The organism is Mesoflavibacter sp. SCSIO 43206, assembly GCF_019904215.1.
Taxonomy (GTDB): domain Bacteria; phylum Bacteroidota; class Bacteroidia; order Flavobacteriales; family Flavobacteriaceae; genus Mesoflavibacter; species Mesoflavibacter zeaxanthinifaciens.
This window is the reverse complement of sequence record NZ_CP063201.1, coordinates 2,386,049-2,406,753: the sequence shown is the minus strand read 5'-3', so window position 1 is coordinate 2,406,753 and position 20,705 is coordinate 2,386,049. Positions and strand designations below refer to the sequence as shown.

Below are 20,705 nucleotides of genomic sequence, written 5' to 3'. Positions count from 1 at the left end.
CTCGACTGCGCTCGACCTGACAAACTTTGTCTCCTCGAGCGCAGTCGAGAGGTTATTCTTTAGTTAAAAAATTAACGTACGCTAAAGCGTAATTGTATTCAAAAATGGTTTGGTAATATTCTAATTGTTTTTGTGCGTATTGAGTTTCTGCCATCAATAAATCTGATGTTTTTTCTAAACCTTCTTTAAAACGATTGGTACGAATACGAAGTGATTCTTCCGATTGATCTAAAGCTAATTTTGAAAGGTTTAATTTATTTTCGGCATCAATAAGCATTCGTTTGGCTTTATTTAATTCTAACTTACTTTTTGATACATATTGATTGTATTCAAGCTTAGATTTTTCAAACTCAGCTCTACTTTTTTGAGCTTTTCCAAAACGCTTTGACCCTTGAAAAATATCCCAACTTAATTGCGCACCAACTATGTATCCGTTGGCATCTGCTTGAAAGATTTTATCATCATACATTTCGTAACTTCCAAAAGCGTTTAAACGTGGTAAAAACGCCATTTTATCTGCTTTACTCATTGCTTCATAAGCTTTACTTGCTAACTGCATTGCTTTGATATCGCTACGATTTTCAGTAAACGTTTTTAACTCAATTGTACGCACATAAGGTGTTAATGTATCGCTTGGTTTGTAGGTTATAAATGTGTCGTCATTCATTAAAAATGATAAATAATTAGACGCATTTTGCACGTTGCTTTTAGCTTGTTGTAATTGGTTTTTTACTTCGGTAACACGCACTTCTACATTAAGTACATCGGCACGTTGTAAATACCCTTGCTCGTAACTATTATCTGCTAATTTTTTATTTGCATTTGCGGCTTCTAATGCTTTTTCTAAAACATCAACAGCTTTATATGCTAATTGTAATTGCATGTAGGCTTTATCAACTTCAAAAGCAATATAATCTTCTGTACGCTTTGTCTTTAGTGACATCGCTTCCATTTTAGATTTGGCTGCTTTACGCTGAAATATACCATCTACATTAATTAGTGGTTGTTGTACTTCTAGCTTGGTTGCGAAGTTTTGCGTCGTTTCTGGATCGTTTAACAATGCTGGATTAAAATCATTACTTGTTAAAATTTCTTGATTTAATTTAGAACCAAAAGCCATTAAAGGATTTGTAGTAGAAATACCCGTGTAACTAGCTGTAATGTTTGGCAAGAAAATAGCATTGGTCTGTCTATAATCTGCTTTAGCTTGGTTAAATTCTTCTTCAGAAATTTTTATGGATGCATTGTTTTCTGAAACTTGAGTCAAAACTTCACTTTTACTTATTGGTTTTACCTCTTGCGCTTGAGTTAAGGAAGACCAGATAAATACTGATAGGATTGATAAGTTAATTATGTGTTTCATTTTTCAATTTTTACTGATACAAATGTACGTTTAGAAAACACCTATGTCAGTAACATATGTTACCTAGAAAAAAATGAAATTTGTGACAAAAGTCACTTTTAAATCCTTCTTTTTACACTAAATTTGCATCTGTGAAAAAATGGATTTTCTTTTTTGCGGTTAGTTTAAGCGCTCTTATTATATTTAATATGCTAAGAGTCTCTTTTACTTTTATATACTACGAATTAGATCCTATTGGCTTTATTGAAGAACTTTGCGAGAATAAAGACAAACCAGAATTACAATGTAACGGAAAGTGTCATTTAAAAAAAGTAGCTCAAACGACTGGTGACGAAAATGAGCCTGTTAAAATTGTAAATTTTGAAGAGTTACTTCTATTTAAACAAGACATTACAGATTATAAATTACAAGCAAACTTTTATAGTTTAAAAAAGGGAAACTTTACTTACCTTAACCTTTATAACTTTAGTTATAAATCTTCCTGTTTTCATCCTCCACAAGTTTAAGTCTACATACCATTATTTTAATTTTAATGCTGCCTTTCAGTATTAAAATCACTGACTTATTACAAATTTTCAAATAAAATAAAAGATGAAAACATTTTGTAGTGCATTACTTTGTACGCTAATTACAACCGTATCTATTGCTCAAACAAACCCTAAAGTACAAGATACAACTACACAAAAAGTAACAACTTTAGACGAAGTTATTGTAACCGGAAATTTAAAAACAGACCCGATACATACTATTGTTACTAATAATTATGATGAAACTATTGTTCAACCTAAAAACGTAGCCGATTTATTTAATGATATTAACGGTTTTTCGGTCATTAAAAGAGGAAATTATGCTATAGACCCTAGTTTTAGAGCTAGCCAATACGAACAGTTAAACGTGCAATATGATGGCGGAACTAAAGCAATGCACGCTTGCCCAAACCGTATGGATCCTATAACAACACATGTTATTCCTGAAGAAATTTCTAAAATTGAAATTATTAAAGGCCCATACACCGTACGTTACGGTGCAACATTTGGCGGTATTGTAAACTTAGTCACTCAAAAACCAAATTATTTAGATAAAGGCTTTCATGGTAAAGCTTCTGCGGGATATGAAACCAACGGAAACTCGATGGTAAACATGCTTCAATTACAATATATTGAAGACAAATATGACATTGTAGGTAATGTTGGTTATAGAGATTTTGGAAGCTATGAAGACGGAAATGGTGTCGAAATTCCATCGTCTTTTAGAAGCACAGATTATGGTGTAAAGTTAGGCTATAATTTTACAGATAATCAACGTTTACAAGCACATTGGCGTCAATCTTTTGGTCGTGATGTACAACACGCTGCTTTGATGATGGATACCGAATATGATGATAGTAGTATCCTGTCTCTAGATTATAAAATTTCTGATTTAGGTGAAACTGTTAAAAGCTTTTCCGCGAAAGCGTATTACAGCTACGTAGATCATTTAATGACAAATTTTGACAGACCTTCATTTGTACGTATGACGGCAGAATCTTCTGTTGAATCTACAACCATTGGCGGAAAATTAGAATTAAACTGGCAACCAGCAAAAAACCTGACTGTTTTTAGTGGTTTGGACGCTATGACCATTGCTAGAGATGGCGGAAGAACCAGAACAATGAAGCTAAACATGATGGGCATGCCACTTGCTATGCCAATGGTGTTTAATGACAAGGTTTGGCAAGATTCTTACATTAATGATTATGGTGTATTTACAGAAGCAAAATGGGCAATTAACCCAACTACAGTATTAACTGCTGGTATGCGTTATGACCTAGTAAAAAGTGATATACAAGATCCAGAAGACGACTTTGCTGCGCGTTACGATTTAGAAGAAAAAACAGATAATAATGTAAGCGGAACAGTCTCTATCAAGCGATTAGTTACAAATAATTTTACGTTAGAAGCTGCTTATGGTCGTGGAGTACGAAGTGCTAATATGATAGAGCGTTATATTAATCATTTTACTGTTGGTCAAGATCCTTATGAATATTTAGGAAACCCAAATTTAAAACCAGAAGTTAACAATCAATTTGAAGTTGGTTTTAAAGGAAAAAACAGTAAAAACAACTTTAATTACGCAGCTAGTTTTTACTATTCTAAATTCGAGAATTATATCGTAGCGGTTGTTGATCCAACAATTACACGCAAATATATGCCAACTACAATGCCACAAGAAGTAAAAGTATTTAGAAATTTAGATAACGCTTATAAAACTGGTTTTGAAGCTATGGCACAAGTGATCTTTTTAAATGATTTTTATTTTAAAACTGAATTGGCTTACGTGTATGCAAAAAATAATGATTTAGGTGAATCTTTACCACTTACGCCACCATTAAACAGTACATTTTCTTTAGGTTTAGACCGTGAAAAATATTGGGCAAAAGTGCAATATAATGTAACTAGCAAACAAGAAAACATCGCCGAAAGCTTTGGAGAAACGACAACAGCTGGTTATGAAACTTTAGATGTAAAATTAGGTATAAAACCACTTAAAAACTTAACATTAGGTGTTGCAGCATTAAATATTTTTGATGAAGCCTATAATAACCATTTAAACTTTAGTTTTACTAATCAAGCTGATTTTGGAAGAACGCCAATTACAGAACCAGGACGTAACTTTTCTGCTTTTGTACAGTATCAATTTTAATAAAAACTCATCAGTTTATTTATTAAAAGTTCTCGATACAATTTTTTAGTTCTGCTTCGACTACGCTCAGCAAATACTAAAAAATCACTCGAACTGACGCAAATTTTGATTATTAAATCACATAGAAAAAGGGCATTTTAAAAATGCCCTTTTTCAATTAAAAAACCAACCAAAAATCACTGATAACCACATCAGCTTACTTTTCTTGTGCCGCCATGTCCGCCAGCGACAACAATCATTATTTTTATACTTAAATAGATGAATTTAAAAAATTGAAGTATTGGATTCATCATTTTAAAACGCTGATATTTTGATATTCTTTGTGTCATGATTATGCTATTTGTTTATTCGTTTATTTGGTGATTTGATTTGTACCTCTAAATCAACTATTTTTAGATTTGATTCCTATTCAGGAATCAACCACCAAAATGGTTTCATTTTTGCTTTGTAAATAAAGGCATAGTGTAAGGCTAGTTTTAACCAGTGTCCTGCTAAACCTATTTCTCCAAAGGTTTTTCCTAGTTTTCTACCTTGTGTTTTTGGGTATTTTTCATAATCTGGCACAATTGGGTATGTGGTAATACTTACACCACTTCCTTGAGTCATACCATAACCAGCAGAAGCTATACATGCTGCTCCCATATTTCCCATTGATCCTTTATGGTGTAAAGATTCTTTACCGGATTTTATACTATCAATAATGTTATCTGCTACTAATTTTGCTGTAATACCTGATGGCATACCTGTTCTTGGTGGAGCAGGAAATATATCAGTTCCATTTTTACTTTTTCTAGGTTTAGAAATTGTATGTGGCGGCGCAAATGCAATACCTGGTGCAAAGATGTTTTTATAACTTGGGTTTTGATAGGTTTCTGGCCAATCTTGCACACTCCATTGCTCATAAGGTTTTGGTGTATAATCAGCATCTACAATCATAAAGCCTTTAAATAGCTTGTCTGTAATGTCGTTATCATTTTTATCGTAAGCTTTAAAACCGTGACCTGAAAATGCTGGAATTAACATCGCAAAATCATAAGTTTCGGTTTTGTATTCGCCATCTAAATTTTCATAGTGCGCTATGCCATCTTCAATTTTATTTACGCCTGCTCCTGTAATCCATTTTATATCTCGATCTTCAAAAATCATTTCTATCATCTCATTAGACTTCATCGTCATGCTTCCGTAACTCATTAACATACCGTCCATACCAAAATCTCCTAATAGAAATTCATTAGATATCCAAGTAATTTCAGCCATATCACGTACTTTATGTCTACGTAACTCTTGTTCTACATTCAAAATATATTCAAATGCAGCACCTTGACACGTCGATTTGGCGTGACCAGTACCTATTAAAATTTTGGCTTTTTTTCCGTTTTTCATTTGCTGAATCACTTCATTTAAACCATGCCAAGCATGATCTGCATGCGTATAAGTACAAACGGAATAGGTTTTATTTTCACCTGGAATCAAGCCTTCTGTTGCTTCAAAATTTAGCTTTGGTCCTGTTGCATTTATCAAGTAATCGTAAGTAACTTTTTCTCGAGTTCCTTTCTTTTCACCTGCAACATATTCGGCTAAAACATAAGGTTTCTGCTCTGTTTTATCTCCTTCTGGATGAAAGGTTACCGCTTTGGCTTGCTTATACCCAATGCCTTTCTTTTTGTATAATGGCGCTAATGGAAATAAGATTTTTTTGGATTTCATTCTACCAATTCCGACCCAAATATTGGACGGAATCCATTGGTAATTACTATTAGGAGAGACTACCACAACTTCGTGGTCTTTAGACAGCTTTCGTCTTAAATGCGACGCAGCTACGTGACCAGAAATTCCTGCTCCTAAAATGACAATTTTAGACATTTTGATTCAGATTATGAGTTAGTTACGATTAAAAAGTGAAGTGTATACTTTTTTAATCCTTCTGTAAAGGTAACTTTAAGCTAAAGTTTATACAGTTACTTTTGTTACATAAGATTTTTAATTTGTTTTCCTGTAACTCCAAACTGCCAATCCATTCATTATAAAGGCATATAACGCTGTTTTGATTAGTTGTGGTAAAATGTCATTTATGTTAGAGCCTTTTAGCATGACCATGCGCATTACTTCTACAAAGTATTTAATTGGGTTAAACTCCGTTATGGTTTGTGCCCATTTTGGCATACTTTCTATTGGTGTAAATAAACCACTAATTAATATAAATATAACCGTAAAAAACCAAGCAATAAACATGGCTTGTTGTTGTGTTTCGGTGAAATTTGAAATGAATAATCCAATACCTAATACTACAAAAATATAAATGGAAGTGTATAAATACATGAGTGGCAAACTACCAATCATTGGCACATTAAATATAACTTTTGCCAAGATTAAACCAATGGTTAACAAACCCATTCCTATAACCCAAAACGGAAAGAGTTTTCCGATAATAAACTGGCTTTTTTTAATTGGCGTCACGTTTATTTGCTCTAAAGTACCGATTTCTTTTTCGCGAACAATATTCATTCCAGACAGGAATAATGTAATCATAGTGACTAGTAAAACCAATATTCCAGGAACCATAAAGGTTTTATAATTTAGTGTTTCGTTATACCAAAATAAAGGAATAGTTTCAATATTTACGGGCTGAATTTGCTGGTCTGAAACCTGCATCAAATCCACTTTTAAATTTTGATTAAAACGTTGCACAATCTGTGAAACATATACATTTTCTACTCCAGCTGCAGCACCATCAATTGCGTTAATAGTAACACCTAAAGCATTGTGTTTTTCGTTTTGTAAATCGCGTTCAAAATAATTCGGAATTTCCAAAAGCACATCCACTTCTCCTTTTAGCATGGCAGCACTTGCCAATGCTTCTGAAGGAAAATCGGTTAATACGTTAAAATAAGTTGAGGCGTTAAATTTTTCTACTAAGGCTCTGGAGGTTGATGTATGGTCGTTATCGATATAACCGAATTTGATATTCTTAACTTCAAAAGTGGCAGCATTAGATAAAATGACGAGTTGTAATATTGGTAAAACAAAAATGATAGGAAGCATGCCTTTATTTCTAAAGATTTGCTTGAATTCCTTTTGTATGATGTATAGAATTGTTTTCATTACTCGAGTCTGATTTTATATTTCTTCACACTTAAACCGATGAAAAAGATGGTCATAGCAACTAAAATCAATGTTTCTTTCCATATAAATTGAATGCCAACACCTTTCAGCATAATGCCTTTTATAATGATGATAAACCATTTTGCAGGAATGATATTACTAATGATTTGCAATGGTAATGGCATGCTTGATATTGGAAAAATAAAGCCAGAAAGCAAAATAACAGGAAGCATTAATCCCATCAAGGAAATCATCATTGCTGTTTGTTGGGTTGCCGAAATGGTTGAGATTAATATACCCAAAGCCAAAGCACTAATGATAAACAATATACTTTCTAAAGCTAATAAAAACAAGCTTCCTTGTACTGGCATTTTGAAAATAAAAATGCTCAACAATACAATAACTACTGCATTGATTATGGACAGAAAAATATAAGGAAACACCTTTCCGACAATAACTTGGAATGGTTTTAATGGAGACACCAAAAGTATTTCCATAGTGCCTAATTCCTTCTCTCTTGTTATAGAAATAGAAGTCATCATTGCAGAAACTAACATCAAAATGATGGTCATAACTCCAGGAACAAACATATACACGCTTTTTAATGCGGGATTGTAAACCATTCTTGTTTGTGGAACTGTTTGATAGGTGATTGTGATTTCTTTGTTCAATTCTTTTTGATATTGAATAAGAATGGCGTTTACATAATTACTTATGGTATTTGCTGTATTTGGGTCTGTAGCATCTGTAATTATTTGAATTGTTGCTTTGTGTTCTTTGATTAGATTTTTGCTGAAATCTTTTTCGATATTTAAAACTGCTTTTACTTTTCCTTTTTTGAAAACGGTTTCAATGTCAGATTCTTTTTCAATAAATTGATTGATACTGAAATATTTTGAAGCTGAAATTTTATTGATAATTTCTTCTGTTGTTACATCTTTAGAATGGTCTAAAATGGCGATATCTACATTATTTATTTCGTTAGTAATAGCGAAACCAAACAACATAATTTGTGCTATTGGCATTCCAAAGAGTATAAACAATGAACGTCTATCTCTAAAGATGTGGTAGAATTCTTTTTTTATGAAGCCTATGAATCTTTTCATAATATATTCCCGCGGATTACGCTGATTACCGCAGATTTTTTTTGTTTTTATAGTCCGTTTACTTTTCTGTAAATGCCTTTTGTGATGTCATCGACATTAAAATTCACTAAAATGCCTAACTTCAGTTCTGAAATTTTTAAATAAGTTAGAACTTGTTTATGATGAACTTTTGCTAAAGTTTCTACTGATTTGATTTCGATTATTACCTTATTATTTATTAATAAATCTAATCTGTAACCAATTTCTAATTCAATATCATCATAAAAAATTGGTAATGCTACTTGTCTTTTTACAGATAATCCTTGTTTTTCTAATTCATACATTAAAACGGTTTCATATACAGATTCTAATAAACCAGGACCTAATTCATTAAAGACTTTAAAAATCGCTCCTCTGATGATAAAGGATAATTCATTTTCTGTTTTTTGTTCCATAATTATTTTATTTTTATCTACCGCTGATTTCGCAAATAAGCGCAGATTTTTTAAATCTATTTTCTGCGTAAATCTGTGAAATCTGCGGGAAACATTTTCATCCTCTTGCTAGTTTTAAAAACACATCATTCATATTATCTACTTCAAACTGCGCTTTTAATTGTTTTGGAGTATCTAAAGCTTCTATTTTACCATTAACCATAATGGAAACTCGGTCGCAATATTCTGCTTCATCCATATAATGTGTGGTAACAAAAACCGTTGTACCTTGGTTGGCTGCTTTGTAAATCATTTCCCAAAACTGACGTCTGGTAATCGGATCAACGCCTCCTGTTGGTTCATCTAAAAACACAATTTTAGGGTCGTGAATCATGGATACAGAGAATGATAGTTTTTGTTTCCAGCCTAAGGGCAATGCGCCAACGAGTTTGTTTGCTACTTTTTCTAATCCTAATTCCTCAATTAAAATTGCCGATTTTTCTTTGATTCGTTTTCTGGATAATCCATAAATACCTCCAAAAAAAGTAATATTTTCTTTCACTGTTAAATCGTCGTACAAGGCAAATTTCTGACTCATATAACCAATGCTTTTCTTGATGTCTTCAGCATGTGTAAACACATCGAAACCAGCTACATTTGCTTTTCCAGAGGTAGGATTGGAAATTCCTATCAGCATTTTCATAGCTGTGGTTTTTCCTGCTCCATTTGCGCCTAAGAAACCAAATATTTCGCCTTTTTTAACTTCAAAAGTTATAGCATTTACAGCAGTAAAATCTCCAAACATTTTGGTTAAGCCTTCTACTTGTATGACGTTGTTATTCTTCATTTTTTTTAAGCCCTCACAGGTTTTAAAAACCTGTGAGGGCTATTTTTTATTTTGCTAATTCCATAAAGGTATCCTCAATGGTTGCTACTGTTTTATCAATGTTTATGTTTGATAAATTTTTAGATTCTAAATACACTTTTAAATCTTCAGGATTAAAATCTGTTCTATTATCTGTATAATGCACAAATTCGCCAAAAGGGTACACACTATGATTGTGTTTATAAGCATTTAAACTATTAATAAGTTGGTACATATTATTTGCGCTCACGTTATAAATTGGTTTTGGGTAATGTTTTACAATCGCTTCTGGTGTATCTATTTCTAAAATTTTTCCATCTTGAATCAAGGCAATTCTATCACACAAAGCGGCTTCATCCATATAAGGTGTGGATACCAAAATGGTGATGTTTTTTTGTTGTAAACGTTTTAGCATGTCCCAAAACTCTTTTCTAGAAACTGGATCAACTCCTGTAGTTGGCTCATCTAAAAACAACACTTTGGGTTTATGGATTAAAGCACAACATAAAGCGAGTTTTTGCTTCATTCCTCCAGAAAGTTTACCAGCTCTACGAGCTTTAAAAGGTTCTATTTGCACGTAGATATCTTTGATTAACTCGTAATTTTCTTCAATGGTTGTACCGAAGATGGTAGCGAAAAATTCTAAGTTTTCTTCGACAGTTAAATCTTGATATAGCGCAAATTTTCCAGGCATGTAACCAACGCTATTTCTAATGTTTTTATAGTCTGAAACTACATTAAAACCTGCAACTGTTGCTGTACCTTCGTTTGCAATTAGCAATGTTGTTAAAATTCTGAATAGCGTAGTTTTTCCTGCGCCATCAGGACCAATTAAACCAAAAAGTTCACCTGCTTTAACATCAAAAGAAATGTCTTGTAAGGCTTTTACGTTTTTGTATGATTTTGATATGTTAGTAATATGAATGCTCATTTATTCTTTAGTTAACCACATTTCAGCAGGCATGCCTATTTTTAAGCTTCCATCGTTTTTTACATCTACTTTTACAGCATAAACTAATGCAACGCGTTCTTCTTTAGTTTGAATAATTTTTGGTGTAAATTCTGCTTCCGAAGCAATCCAACTAATTTTACCCTTATAAGATTTCATTGTATCTGAATCATCAATTTTAACCGTTACTTCTTGTCCGATTTTTATATTGGCTAATTGTGTTTCGCTGATGTAAACGCGTAGTTGCATGGTGTTTAAATCGGCAATTTTATACAATGGTTTTCCAAAAGCAGTAATCTCGTTTGGTTCTGCGTATTTGGTTAAAACGGTTCCGTTTGCTGGATTTATAATTTTACTTTTTTGAATTTGGTCTTCTATTTGTTTTAACTGCACGTCAATAGATTTTAGCTCGTTTACCACAGGTGCGTTTTGGATTTCAACACCTCTAATTTGTTGCTTAATAACATCTATTTCTCCGGTAACATCATCTAATTGTTTTTGTGTTCCTGCGTTGTCTTTTATTAAATTTTCTACTCGTGTTTTATTGGTGTTTGCTGTTTTTAATTTTGAATTCAACACAGCAATTTGAGATAAAACACCTTTAGATTTTGAACTAATTACAGCTTTAGACACTTCCAACTGTTCACGTTTTAGCGTTAACGGAATTGTATCGATATATCCCAAAAAGGTTTCTTTTTGAACAATATCACCTTCATTTACGTCAAATTGCATCAATTTTCCGTTATTTTCGGCAGAAATGGTTATTTCTGTAGCTTCAAAATTTCCGTAACCATCTGCTTTTCCGTTATCATCTCCACAAGACAATAAACTGATTGCTATGATGCTAAATCCTATTATGTATTTGTAGTTTTTCATCTGACTTATTTTATTGACCTTTAATAACATTATAATTAGCTTTTGCGAGTTGTAACTGAATTTTATGTTTTACCAACGTATTTTCATCTTCATATAAATTGGTGAATTCTGTAATGTATGCTGAAGATGTAATCACACCATTTTTGAGTTGTGAATCTGTTGACTTGAGAACCTCTTTTCTTAAGTTGATGATTTCTAGATCTGATGCAATAAATTCTTCAATTTTATCAATTTCTTTTTGTTGTTGATTTAGTTGAATGTTTGTATTTAGTTTAAAAATTTCGGTTTCATTTTCCACAATATCTTTATTGATTGCTAAAGATTCACGTTGTTTTTTATTAGAATTCCAATCGAATACATTCCAGTTCAATTTTACACCAACTGTATAAAAAGGTTGAAACGAATTATCCAACATATTCAATCCAGGATTACCATAACCACCTGATGCAAAACCTAGTAATTTAGGTGCGTTTTGCTTGGATAATACATTTTCTGAAGTTGTAATTTCTTCTTTTTTAAGTTGAAATAATTCCAATTCTGGTCTAGCTAATTCGGTTTGTAAACCGGTTTCTACAAGTGGATTTTGAAATACTACAGAATCATTTAATGGTTTACTTATTAAACTAGAAAGCGTTGCAATAAGACTTGCTTTATTACTTACTAGCTCTTTAAATTGTTGGCTTAATTTTAATAATTCGGCTTCCAAAACTTTATCGGACGATGGTAAAATAACACCATACTTTATTCCAGATTGTACTTCTTTCAGTTTAACTTCTAATTGTTCTTTTTTGGCGTTTAGTAACAACTCTGATTCTTGTACTAATAAAATTGAAAAATACAATTGATTGATTTGCTGTTTTAATTGATACAAACTGACTTCAACCTGCTTTTGTTTGGTTTTAAGTTGTGCCGATTTTAAATCTAATGTTGCATCAGTTGCACCTCCATTATAAATAAGTTGATTAACAGATAATGTAGCACGATATTGATCTTTGTTTAAAGGTTCTATACCAGCATTTGGAATAGGAATTTCAATCACATCAGACTGATATGTTGCTTGTGCATCTAAACTTAATTGTGGTAATTTTGATGTAGAAACCACTTCTTTATCCAATTTGTTTTGTGCATCTAATAGTTGCGTCTGTTTTGCTAAAGGATAATTCTCTATCACTAATTGGTAACATTGCTCTAAGGTGATGCTTTGCTGTGCAACACTTGGTAGCGTGATTAAGATTGCGAAAATGACTATTAACTGTTTCATTTTATGTCGTCTTTATGGAATTAATAATAAAATTGGCAACTTCTGTTTTACGATCTTCCATTAGTAATTTATAATTTTTATCATCTGAATTTGTAAATGCCATGATTAAAGGTTTTGCCACAAAAGGGAAAATATTCAGAGCCATTATATTTATAAATAATTGTTCTGCACTAATTGGTTTTATAAGTCCTTTAGCAACGTCTTCATTTACTTGTTTTTTGAATTTTTCAATATTTGGAAAACCTTTGTCTTTTAATTTTAAAATAAAATCTTGATTTCTATTCAATTCTTGAATGATAAAATTTGGCAAATATGGATGCTTTACAATGAATGATATATAGTTAGAAGTAAAGTTTTTAATCTTGTCTTCAATAGAAGAATCATCATTTAAAATGGCGTTTAATTGAGGTGCCAATAATGAAAACGCATTGTTAAAAACCGCTTCAAACAATAGTTGTTTACTTCTATAATAATAATGAAGCATGGCTTTGTTAATTCCAGCTTTATCTGCTATTTCTTGCATTCGTGCGCCATCCATTCCTTTGGATTGAAATACGCTTTTGGCAGCTTCAAGTATCTGTTCTTCGGTATTTTCGTCTTTTGTTTTTTTCATTTTAACTATATGGTTTAACCAAGTGGTTAACAAATGTACAAAAAATAATCAAACACAACTCTGTTTGATTATTTTTAATCTATTTATTTAATAACTTGTATCATCTAACTTTACTTTTCCATTAAACGTTTTGTATAAAAACAAGAAATAAAATGCTAAAAGTGGCGCACCAATTAGTACAATAGTAAGCATGATCCCTAATGATTTTTGTGATGATGCTGCATTGTAAATAGTTACACTATATTCTGGATTTATAGTTGAAGGCAACAACACTGGATACAATTGAAAAGCTACTAACATTAATAAAAATGCCATGATTAATGACGAAAATACTAATGCATAAAAGTATTTCTTTTTAGATACTAATCTTGGCACATTGGCTACTGCTAAAAATGCTAAAATTGGTAATGCGAAAAATATAGGTTGTTCTTTAAATTTATCGGTTACACCGTGAAGATACGTTAACGTGTAAAAAGATGTAACTGCAAAACTGACAATGAAGAACACCATTCCTCTTTTTAGTAAAAAAGATAATCTATCATGTAGTTTTCCTTCTGTTTTTAAAAGAAGAAAAATAGCTCCTTGTGTCATAAAAATGGATAATGTTGTAAACCCAACCATTAATGAATATGGATTTAAAAACGAAAAGAAAATGCCACCTTTATAAACAAAGTTTTCGTGTAATTCAAAACCTTGCAATACGTTTCCTAAAACAACGCCAAGTAAAAAAGCAATTAATGTGTTTGACGTAAAGTAAATGATGTCCCAAGTTTTTCGCCACCATTTCATTTCTTCAGCACTTCTAAACTTTATAGCTGCAGAGCGTAACACCAATAACATTAAAAACAGCATAAACGGAATATACATTGCCGATAACATAGTTGCGTACATTACAGGGAAACCTGCAAACAATGCACCGCCACCAATAATTAACCATACTTGGTTAGCATCCCAAAGAGGACCAATTGCATTTATGGCTATACGCCTACTTATATCTTTTTTTAAAAATAAATGCCATGCGCCAGCACCATAATCAAAACCTTCTAAAATAGCATAACCAGAAAACAAAAGTCCTACTACTAAATACCATAATGTTGGATAATCTATACCTAAAAATGTTTCCATAACTTTCAATTACGTGTACTTTAAAAATTCATTTGGATTTTCAGATTCATCATAAGGACCATGCTTTATCTTCTTGTTTAATGAGTATAAAAACAGTAAAAATAAGATGGCATAAACCACAAAAAACAAAATTAATGAGAATAGAATTTGATTAGCAGATACCTCTTGAGAAAACGCTTGGCTTGTTTTTAAATGACCATAAACAACCCAAGGTTGTCGTCCCATTTCGGCAGCAAACCAACCAGCTTGATTGGCTATTTGAGGCAGTAATACCGAAAATGCAAATATTTTAAGTAACCACTTTTTATCAAACAACTTACCACGCCACCATAAATAACTAGCATATAATGTTAACCCAATAAAAAACATACCTATAGAAATCATGATATGATAAAATTGAAAAACAGCGTTGACTTGCGTAGGAATTTCATCTTCAGGAAACGCATTTAAACCTGCAATAGGTTTGTTAAAATCTTGATGCACTAAAAATGATAATCCGCCAGGAATACCAATACCTGTAACCGTTTTTGAAGCTTGATCAACCCAACCAAACAAATATAAATCGGCAGCAGCAGATTGCTCGTAATGACCTTCCATAGCAGCTAATTTTGCAGGTTGATTTATTGCAACACCATCTGCAGAACTATGACCTGACACTAATTGTGTTAACGAAATTATTGTAGCTACAGATAATGCTATTTTAAAAGCTTTTTTAGAAACTTCTACATACCTTCCTTTTAATAAATAGTAAGCATGAACACTTAAAATCATAAATGCACCAGCTAAAAATGCGCCTTGCCAAACGTGAATTATACGATCTACACTAGATGGATTAAAAACCATTGCCCAAAAATCGGTTACTTCTGCTCTAGCATTTAATCCTTCGCCTACAATATGATAACCTGCTGGTGTTTGCTGCCAACTGTTGGCTACAACAATCCAAACTGCCGAAAACATTGATCCTAAAAACACGCCTATTGTTGATATAAAGTGAACTTTAGGCGATACACGATTCCATCCAAAAATTAAGATGCCTAAAAAGGTACTTTCTAGTCCAAAAGCAAATAATCCTTCTGCAGCTAAAGCACTTCCAAAAATATCACCAACATATTTGGAATATACAGACCAGTTGGTACCAAATTCAAACTCCATTATGATTCCGGTTGCTACACCAATACCGAAGGTTATGGCGAAAATCTTTAACCAAAAACGAGTTAAAATTTCGTATTCTTTTTTACCTGTTTTAAGATATAAACCTTCAAAAATAACCATGATTAATCCGATACCAATGCTTAATGGCGGATAGATATAATGAAAAGCAACAGTGAAGGCAAATTGAATTCGGGCTAAGATTTCTACATCCATAATTGTAAGTTTCTAACAAAAATACGACACAGATTATTGGTTGAATGTAATAAATATTACATATTAAAAACTTTAACATTTAGCATAAAAAAAACCAGTTGCAATGATTAAAATACAACTGGCTTTTTACTTTATTTATGAAGTTTGACTATTTAAATTGTGACACAGCTTCACTTAAATCGTAAACCTTTGCATTATTTTTTAAGTTGGAAATAATACTACTTCCTGCTGCACTACGGTAACCACCAGCACAATGTACAACTATTGGTTTTTCAGTTGGAATTTGATTTTCTGAATCTCTTAATTCATTCAAAGGAATTGATATAGCGTTTTCAAAAAACTTACCTTCTTCTACTTCACTTTTATTTCTTATGTCAATAATTGTGTATTGATTTGGATTATTTTTAAAGTCTGATAAATCTATTTTTTCTGTACTTTCAAAAGATGAATCATCTAAAGTAAGAATGCCTTGCAACTGATCTTCATAACCAATTTTGGCTATACGATGTAGTATTTCATCTTTATCTTCAACTGAATTTAAAACCACATAAAATGCTTCTTCTGGTTTGACGATAGATCCTAACCAAGTTTCAAACTTATCATTTTCGGTTTTTGCCATAATATTTATACTACCTTTTAGATGATTTTTTTTGAAATCAGCTTCATTTCTAACATCAATAATTAAGGCGTTGTCTTCAAAACTATCTGCTTTAAATTGAAAGTTTGCTTCTGAAATTGACTTTTCATAATCTTTTGCGCCCACTTTATTTATATCTACGTTATATCCAAAATATGAAGGAATAAATGGTTGATCTTTTAAAATATGATTGACAAAATCGTCTTCAGATAAATTTTTAAACGCCCAATTTTCTTCACGTTCTCGACCTAAAGTACTTGATGCATCTTTACTCATATTTTTACCGCAAAGCGAACCTGCGCCGTGTGCTGGATAAACAATGGTATTGTCTGGTAAATCGTTAAATTTTGTTTGCATGGTTTGATACATACTTTTGGCTAATTCTTCGCGTTTAGCTTTCATATTTCCAGCTTTTTCACGTAAATCTGGACGACCAACATCGCCTATAAATAACGTATCGCCAGAAAACATCGCATAATCTGCGTTATTTTTTGCAATAATTGTGATACTATCTGGTGAGTGACCAGGTGTGTTTATTGCAGAAAACTGAACGCTTCCTAGGTTAAAAACATCGCCATCATCAAAAGTTTTGTGAGGATAATTAGCATCAACTAATTTACTTACAAAAATGGTTGCGCCAGTTTCTTTATGAATTTGAAAATGACTACTTACAAAATCTGCATGCGGATGCGTCTCAAAAACCGCAACGATTTTTGCATTTTCTTTTTCGGCTAACTTATAGTAAGGTTTTGGATCTCTGGAAGGATCTACAATTGCCATTTTACTATCGCTAATTATTGCATAAGAATAATGTGCTAATGGCTTGTCTTCAAATTGAGTAATATTCATTTTATTTAGTTTTGGTTTAGATGAAAATAAGATAAAAAAAATCGGTCTTAACTTGATGAAAAGACCGATATTTTAAGAGTATTTTATAGGTTTTTCTTTGCTAAATACCAGTCTACTTTTTCAAGAGAATCGTCGTTGATTCTTTCATTTAACTCGTCTAAAGTTTTTGGTGGTCCAACAATTACTTTATCTCCTTTTTTCCAATCTAAAGGCATCGCTACTTTGTATTTATCCGACGTTTGAAGTGCTTCTAAAGCTCTTAAAATTTCGTCCATATTACGACCAACATTTAATGGGTAATACATTACAAGACGTATTTTTTTACTTGGATCTATAAAGAAAACTGCACGCACTGCTGCTGTTTCACTTTCGTTAGGTTGTAGCATTCCGTAAAGCTTAGATACTTTCATATCTATATCTGCGATAATAGGAAAATCGAAATATACACCTGTATTTTCTCTTACGTTTTGTACCCAACCTAAATGTGCGTGTATACTATCTATACTTAAGCCAATAAGCTCTGTGTTAAGTGCATCAAATTCTGGTTTTCTTATTGCAAATCCGCTCATTTCTGTTGTACAAACTGGTGTAAAATCTGCTGGATGAGAAAACATTACTACCCATTTATCTTTTGCAAAATCAGAAAATTTAATTTTTCCTTTAGTAGTTACTGCTTCAAAATCTGGTGCTTGATCACCAATTCTTGGCATAGTATTTACTTGGTTTATTTCATTGTTTGTTTCCATAATTACTATATGTTTTAAATATTAAATTTCTATGACATAAAATTAAAACAATAGATTTAATCTATTTGAAACATTTGTTACATAAGATTGAAATTTAACAATAGTTTAAAAAAAAAGAGTGCAATTACTTGCACTCTTTAACCAAATTTAAATAAAAAAGCTACTCTTTAGTATCATCCTTTTTACTTTCTCCACTCATAAACTTTATAGCAAAACCTATAAGGGTTAAACAAACAATACCAAAAATAACAATCATTATTACACCGTTACTCCAGCTATAAAGAGATATATTTTGAGATACCATAATTGATTAGTTTAGTCTTTAATTATTACAATGTAAAGGTATAACTGATTTACATAATGAAATATGACATTTGTCATTAAAACTAAAAAAGCATCTGAAATTATCAGATGCTTTACGCTATTAATTAAGATGATGATATTTACACTTCTTTTCCCTTCATCATTTTGTTCCAATATAAATATGGTAATCCATATTTTTTTAACATCCAAAGTCGCCAATGCTCTTTTTCGCTATTAAAAACAAGCATTTGTTTAAGTTTTGGATCTGGAATAAAGTTATTATCGTAATCAAACTCGGCTAAAATCATTTTACCATATCCGGTTACTAATGGACAAGATGAATAACCGTTGTATGATTTATTTCCTTTTTTGCTATGTGCTATTAATTGTAAAATGTTATCTGTAACTACAGGTACTTGCTTACGTATCGCAGCTCCTGTTTTTGCTGTAGGTAACGCAGCAACATCACCTAAACCAAAAATATTAGCGTATGTATTATGTTGCAAAGTGTGTTTATCTACATCTAACCAACCAGCTTCATTAACTAACGGAGATTCTTTAACAAATTTTGGTGCTGTTTGTGGTGGCGCAATGTGAAGCATATCAAAAGGCATTTCTATAATTGACTCGCCAGACATGATTTCTCTTAATTCGTTATCTTCATTTATCACACATTTATTTTCTCCAGTTCCAACACCTTTAAAGGTTACAATTTGGTTTTCGCCATCAATTTTAATTGGCGCGTAAAATGGTTTAAAATGAATACCATATCTACTAATTACTTGCATTAGGCTTTCTCTAATTTCTTTCACACCAAAAATTACAGAACCAGGTGTTGCAAAAACAACATTAGTTTTATTTTTCAATCCATTTTTCTTGAAATAATCTGCTGCTAAATAGGCTATTTTTTGAGGTGCTCCACCGCATTTAATTGGTGTTGTTGGCTGTGTGAACACAGCATTACCTCCTTTAAAATTCTTAATTACATCCCAAGTATGTTTTGGGTCTGTATAATTGCTACAAACTACACCTTTTCCTAAAGATTCTGTTAGACCTTCAATTAAGGATGTATCCATAACTAAACCAGGAGATACGATTAAAAAATCATACGTTATTGCTCCGTTTTCTTTAGTTTCAACGGTGTTTTCTTCTGGTTTAAACACTGTAGCGTAATCTTTTATCCAATCTGCGCCATTTGGCATAACAGATGACATAGGACGTTTTGTTTTATCAAAATCATATGTGCCTGCTCCAACTAATGTCCAAGCTGGTTGATAATAATGCCAATCTGCTGGCTCGATTACACCTATATCTAACGATTTATTTTTGGATAGTAAATTGGCTGCAGTCATGATTCCTCCTGTTCCGCCACCAATTACTAGAATTTGATAGTGAGATTTCATTATTATTTTTATTTAGTGAGTTTGTTAGTTTTCAATCTTGATAAAAATAATAGTGTTTTAAGACAAAAATTGTAACTTTTGTTACACAACAAACAAAACAATAGCTTTTTAATAATATTAAGCGCAGTTTTTTATCAAAAACTAAAAAAATATAGTTTCTTTTTCTATTTTATCTATTCTAAAAAATAATTCTCTACCAGCTCTTGGTTGTATTGAGTTGTGAGCATTTTCCATAATGGTAATTTTAAAATACGGTTTGAAGTAATTAATGTACTCTTCTTTACAACCTCCAAATGGTGGTTTATCCGTATTTAATGGTGCATCAAATAATAATCCTACAACTTTACCTTTTGGGTTTAGCAAGTCATAAGCTTTTGCTGCATAGGCTGCTCTTAAATTAGGATTTATTGCACAGAAAAAAGTTTGTTCTACAATAAGATCAAAAGTTGTATCTATATCGAAAAAGTTTTTTTGTATTAAGTGGTTTTTTGGGAAGTTAGGCACTCTTTTTGAAAAATTTTCTAAAGCAGTTTTAGATACATCTACAACATAAACATTTGTAAAACCTTGATTGTGTAAATATTCAGCTTCATAACTATTACCGCCGCCAGGTATTAAAATCTTTAAGTTTTTGTCTTCTAACTGATCAAAATAAGCTTTTAATGGTGGTGAAACTTGTCCTAAGTCCCAACCTATATCATCAATTTTATAACGCGTATCCCAATATTTTTCAGATAAATCCATCAATCTAAATTAGTGATAATGTTAATAATTTCATTTTTTTGAAGCACTCCAGATTGGCGCCAAACTTGTTTTCCGTTTTTAAAAATCATAAGTGTAGGTACGCCTCTAACCTGATATTTTGCGGCTAATGCTTGATTTTTATCTACATCAATTTTTATAATAGAAATACGCTCTTTTAAATTGTCTTTTACTTCTTTTAAAATAGGACTCATCATTTTACATGGTCCGCACCATTCTGCAAAAAAATCTATCAAAACAGGTTTGTCTTGATTTATAATATCTGAAAACTTACTCATACCTAAA

Annotated in this window: 21 protein-coding genes; 2 read left to right on the top strand and 19 right to left on the bottom strand. The window is 31.8% G+C overall.

Going from position 1 to position 20,705, the window contains the following annotated elements; all coding sequences use genetic code 11:
• Positions 1-52 precede the first annotated feature (52 nt).
• On the bottom strand, positions 53-1,363 hold the full coding sequence (locus INR78_RS11080) for a TolC family protein (RefSeq protein WP_223076560.1): 1,311 nt from the start codon (positions 1,361-1,363) through the stop codon (positions 53-55).
• 188 nt (positions 1,364-1,551) lie between these two features.
• On the opposite strand from INR78_RS11080, the gene INR78_RS11075 reads away from it, so the two are divergent.
• Together INR78_RS11075 and INR78_RS11070 are read left to right on the top strand one after the other, a co-directional pair.
• Complete coding sequence (locus INR78_RS11075; protein ID WP_223076559.1) at positions 1,552-1,869, top strand: hypothetical protein; 318 nt, start codon at positions 1,552-1,554, stop codon at positions 1,867-1,869.
• Between the two features lie 85 nt (positions 1,870-1,954).
• Entirely contained in the window at positions 1,955-4,045 is a 2,091-nt protein-coding gene (locus tag INR78_RS11070) for a TonB-dependent receptor domain-containing protein (RefSeq protein WP_223076558.1), read from the top strand.
• Between the two features lie 191 nt (positions 4,046-4,236).
• Here the strand turns inward: INR78_RS11070 and INR78_RS11065 are convergent, their stop codons facing one another.
• The 18 genes from INR78_RS11065 to trxA form a co-directional block, all read right to left on the bottom strand.
• Positions 4,237-4,374, bottom strand: coding sequence for a hypothetical protein (locus tag INR78_RS11065; RefSeq protein WP_223076557.1), 138 nt, complete (start codon positions 4,372-4,374; stop codon positions 4,237-4,239).
• Positions 4,375-4,450: 76 nt separating this feature from the next.
• Complete coding sequence (locus INR78_RS11060) at positions 4,451-5,908, bottom strand: NAD(P)/FAD-dependent oxidoreductase (protein WP_223076556.1); 1,458 nt, start codon at positions 5,906-5,908, stop codon at positions 4,451-4,453.
• Positions 5,909-6,025: 117 nt separating this feature from the next.
• On the bottom strand, positions 6,026-7,147 hold the full coding sequence (locus INR78_RS11055; protein ID WP_223076555.1) for an ABC transporter permease: 1,122 nt from the start codon (positions 7,145-7,147) through the stop codon (positions 6,026-6,028).
• The gene (locus INR78_RS11050) at positions 7,147-8,253 is read right to left on the bottom strand and encodes an ABC transporter permease (RefSeq protein WP_027879851.1); all 1,107 of its coding nucleotides are present in this window, start codon (positions 8,251-8,253) and stop codon (positions 7,147-7,149) included. The genes INR78_RS11055 and INR78_RS11050 overlap by 1 nt, the downstream gene beginning before the upstream one ends.
• 47 nt (positions 8,254-8,300) lie before the next feature.
• Positions 8,301-8,687 carry a GxxExxY protein gene (locus INR78_RS11045; RefSeq protein ID WP_036227234.1) on the bottom strand — a complete coding sequence of 129 codons (387 nt, stop codon included), beginning with the start codon at positions 8,685-8,687 and terminating at the stop codon, positions 8,301-8,303.
• 97 nt (positions 8,688-8,784) lie between these two features.
• The gene (locus INR78_RS11040) at positions 8,785-9,513 is read right to left on the bottom strand and encodes an ABC transporter ATP-binding protein (protein ID WP_106678499.1); all 729 of its coding nucleotides are present in this window, start codon (positions 9,511-9,513) and stop codon (positions 8,785-8,787) included.
• A 46-nt stretch (positions 9,514-9,559) separates the two neighbouring features.
• Complete coding sequence (locus INR78_RS11035) at positions 9,560-10,462, bottom strand: ABC transporter ATP-binding protein (RefSeq protein WP_223076554.1); 903 nt, start codon at positions 10,460-10,462, stop codon at positions 9,560-9,562.
• Complete coding sequence (locus INR78_RS11030) at positions 10,463-11,356, bottom strand: HlyD family secretion protein (RefSeq protein WP_223076553.1); 894 nt, start codon at positions 11,354-11,356, stop codon at positions 10,463-10,465.
• A 10-nt stretch (positions 11,357-11,366) separates the two neighbouring features.
• Positions 11,367-12,617 carry a TolC family protein gene (locus INR78_RS11025; protein WP_223076552.1) on the bottom strand — a complete coding sequence of 417 codons (1,251 nt, stop codon included), beginning with the start codon at positions 12,615-12,617 and terminating at the stop codon, positions 11,367-11,369.
• A 1-nt stretch (position 12,618) separates the two neighbouring features.
• The gene (locus tag INR78_RS11020; RefSeq protein WP_027879845.1) at positions 12,619-13,230 is read right to left on the bottom strand and encodes a TetR/AcrR family transcriptional regulator; all 612 of its coding nucleotides are present in this window, start codon (positions 13,228-13,230) and stop codon (positions 12,619-12,621) included.
• A gap of 87 nt (positions 13,231-13,317) precedes the next feature.
• Entirely contained in the window at positions 13,318-14,355 is a 1,038-nt protein-coding gene (gene cydB, locus INR78_RS11015) for a cytochrome d ubiquinol oxidase subunit II (RefSeq protein ID WP_223076551.1), read from the bottom strand.
• Between the two features lie 9 nt (positions 14,356-14,364).
• A complete protein-coding gene (locus INR78_RS11010) occupies positions 14,365-15,720 on the bottom strand; it encodes a cytochrome ubiquinol oxidase subunit I (RefSeq protein ID WP_223076550.1) in 1,356 nt (451 codons plus the stop codon).
• A gap of 148 nt (positions 15,721-15,868) precedes the next feature.
• Positions 15,869-17,206, bottom strand: a complete 1,338-nt coding sequence (locus INR78_RS11005) for a rhodanese-like domain-containing protein (RefSeq protein ID WP_223076549.1) — start codon at positions 17,204-17,206, stop codon at positions 15,869-15,871.
• Between the two features lie 83 nt (positions 17,207-17,289).
• On the bottom strand, positions 17,290-17,952 hold the full coding sequence (locus INR78_RS11000) for a peroxiredoxin (protein WP_106678511.1): 663 nt from the start codon (positions 17,950-17,952) through the stop codon (positions 17,290-17,292).
• 160 nt (positions 17,953-18,112) lie between these two features.
• A complete protein-coding gene (locus tag INR78_RS10995; RefSeq protein WP_169558270.1) occupies positions 18,113-18,256 on the bottom strand; it encodes a hypothetical protein in 144 nt (47 codons plus the stop codon).
• A 139-nt stretch (positions 18,257-18,395) separates the two neighbouring features.
• Complete coding sequence (locus tag INR78_RS10990) at positions 18,396-19,658, bottom strand: FAD/NAD(P)-binding oxidoreductase (RefSeq protein WP_223076548.1); 1,263 nt, start codon at positions 19,656-19,658, stop codon at positions 18,396-18,398.
• Between the two features lie 141 nt (positions 19,659-19,799).
• The gene (locus tag INR78_RS10985; RefSeq protein WP_027879839.1) at positions 19,800-20,402 is read right to left on the bottom strand and encodes a methyltransferase domain-containing protein; all 603 of its coding nucleotides are present in this window, start codon (positions 20,400-20,402) and stop codon (positions 19,800-19,802) included.
• Positions 20,402-20,698 carry a thioredoxin gene (gene trxA / locus INR78_RS10980; RefSeq protein ID WP_106678517.1) on the bottom strand — a complete coding sequence of 99 codons (297 nt, stop codon included), beginning with the start codon at positions 20,696-20,698 and terminating at the stop codon, positions 20,402-20,404. The genes INR78_RS10985 and trxA overlap by 1 nt, the downstream gene beginning before the upstream one ends.
• Positions 20,699-20,705 lie beyond the last annotated feature (7 nt).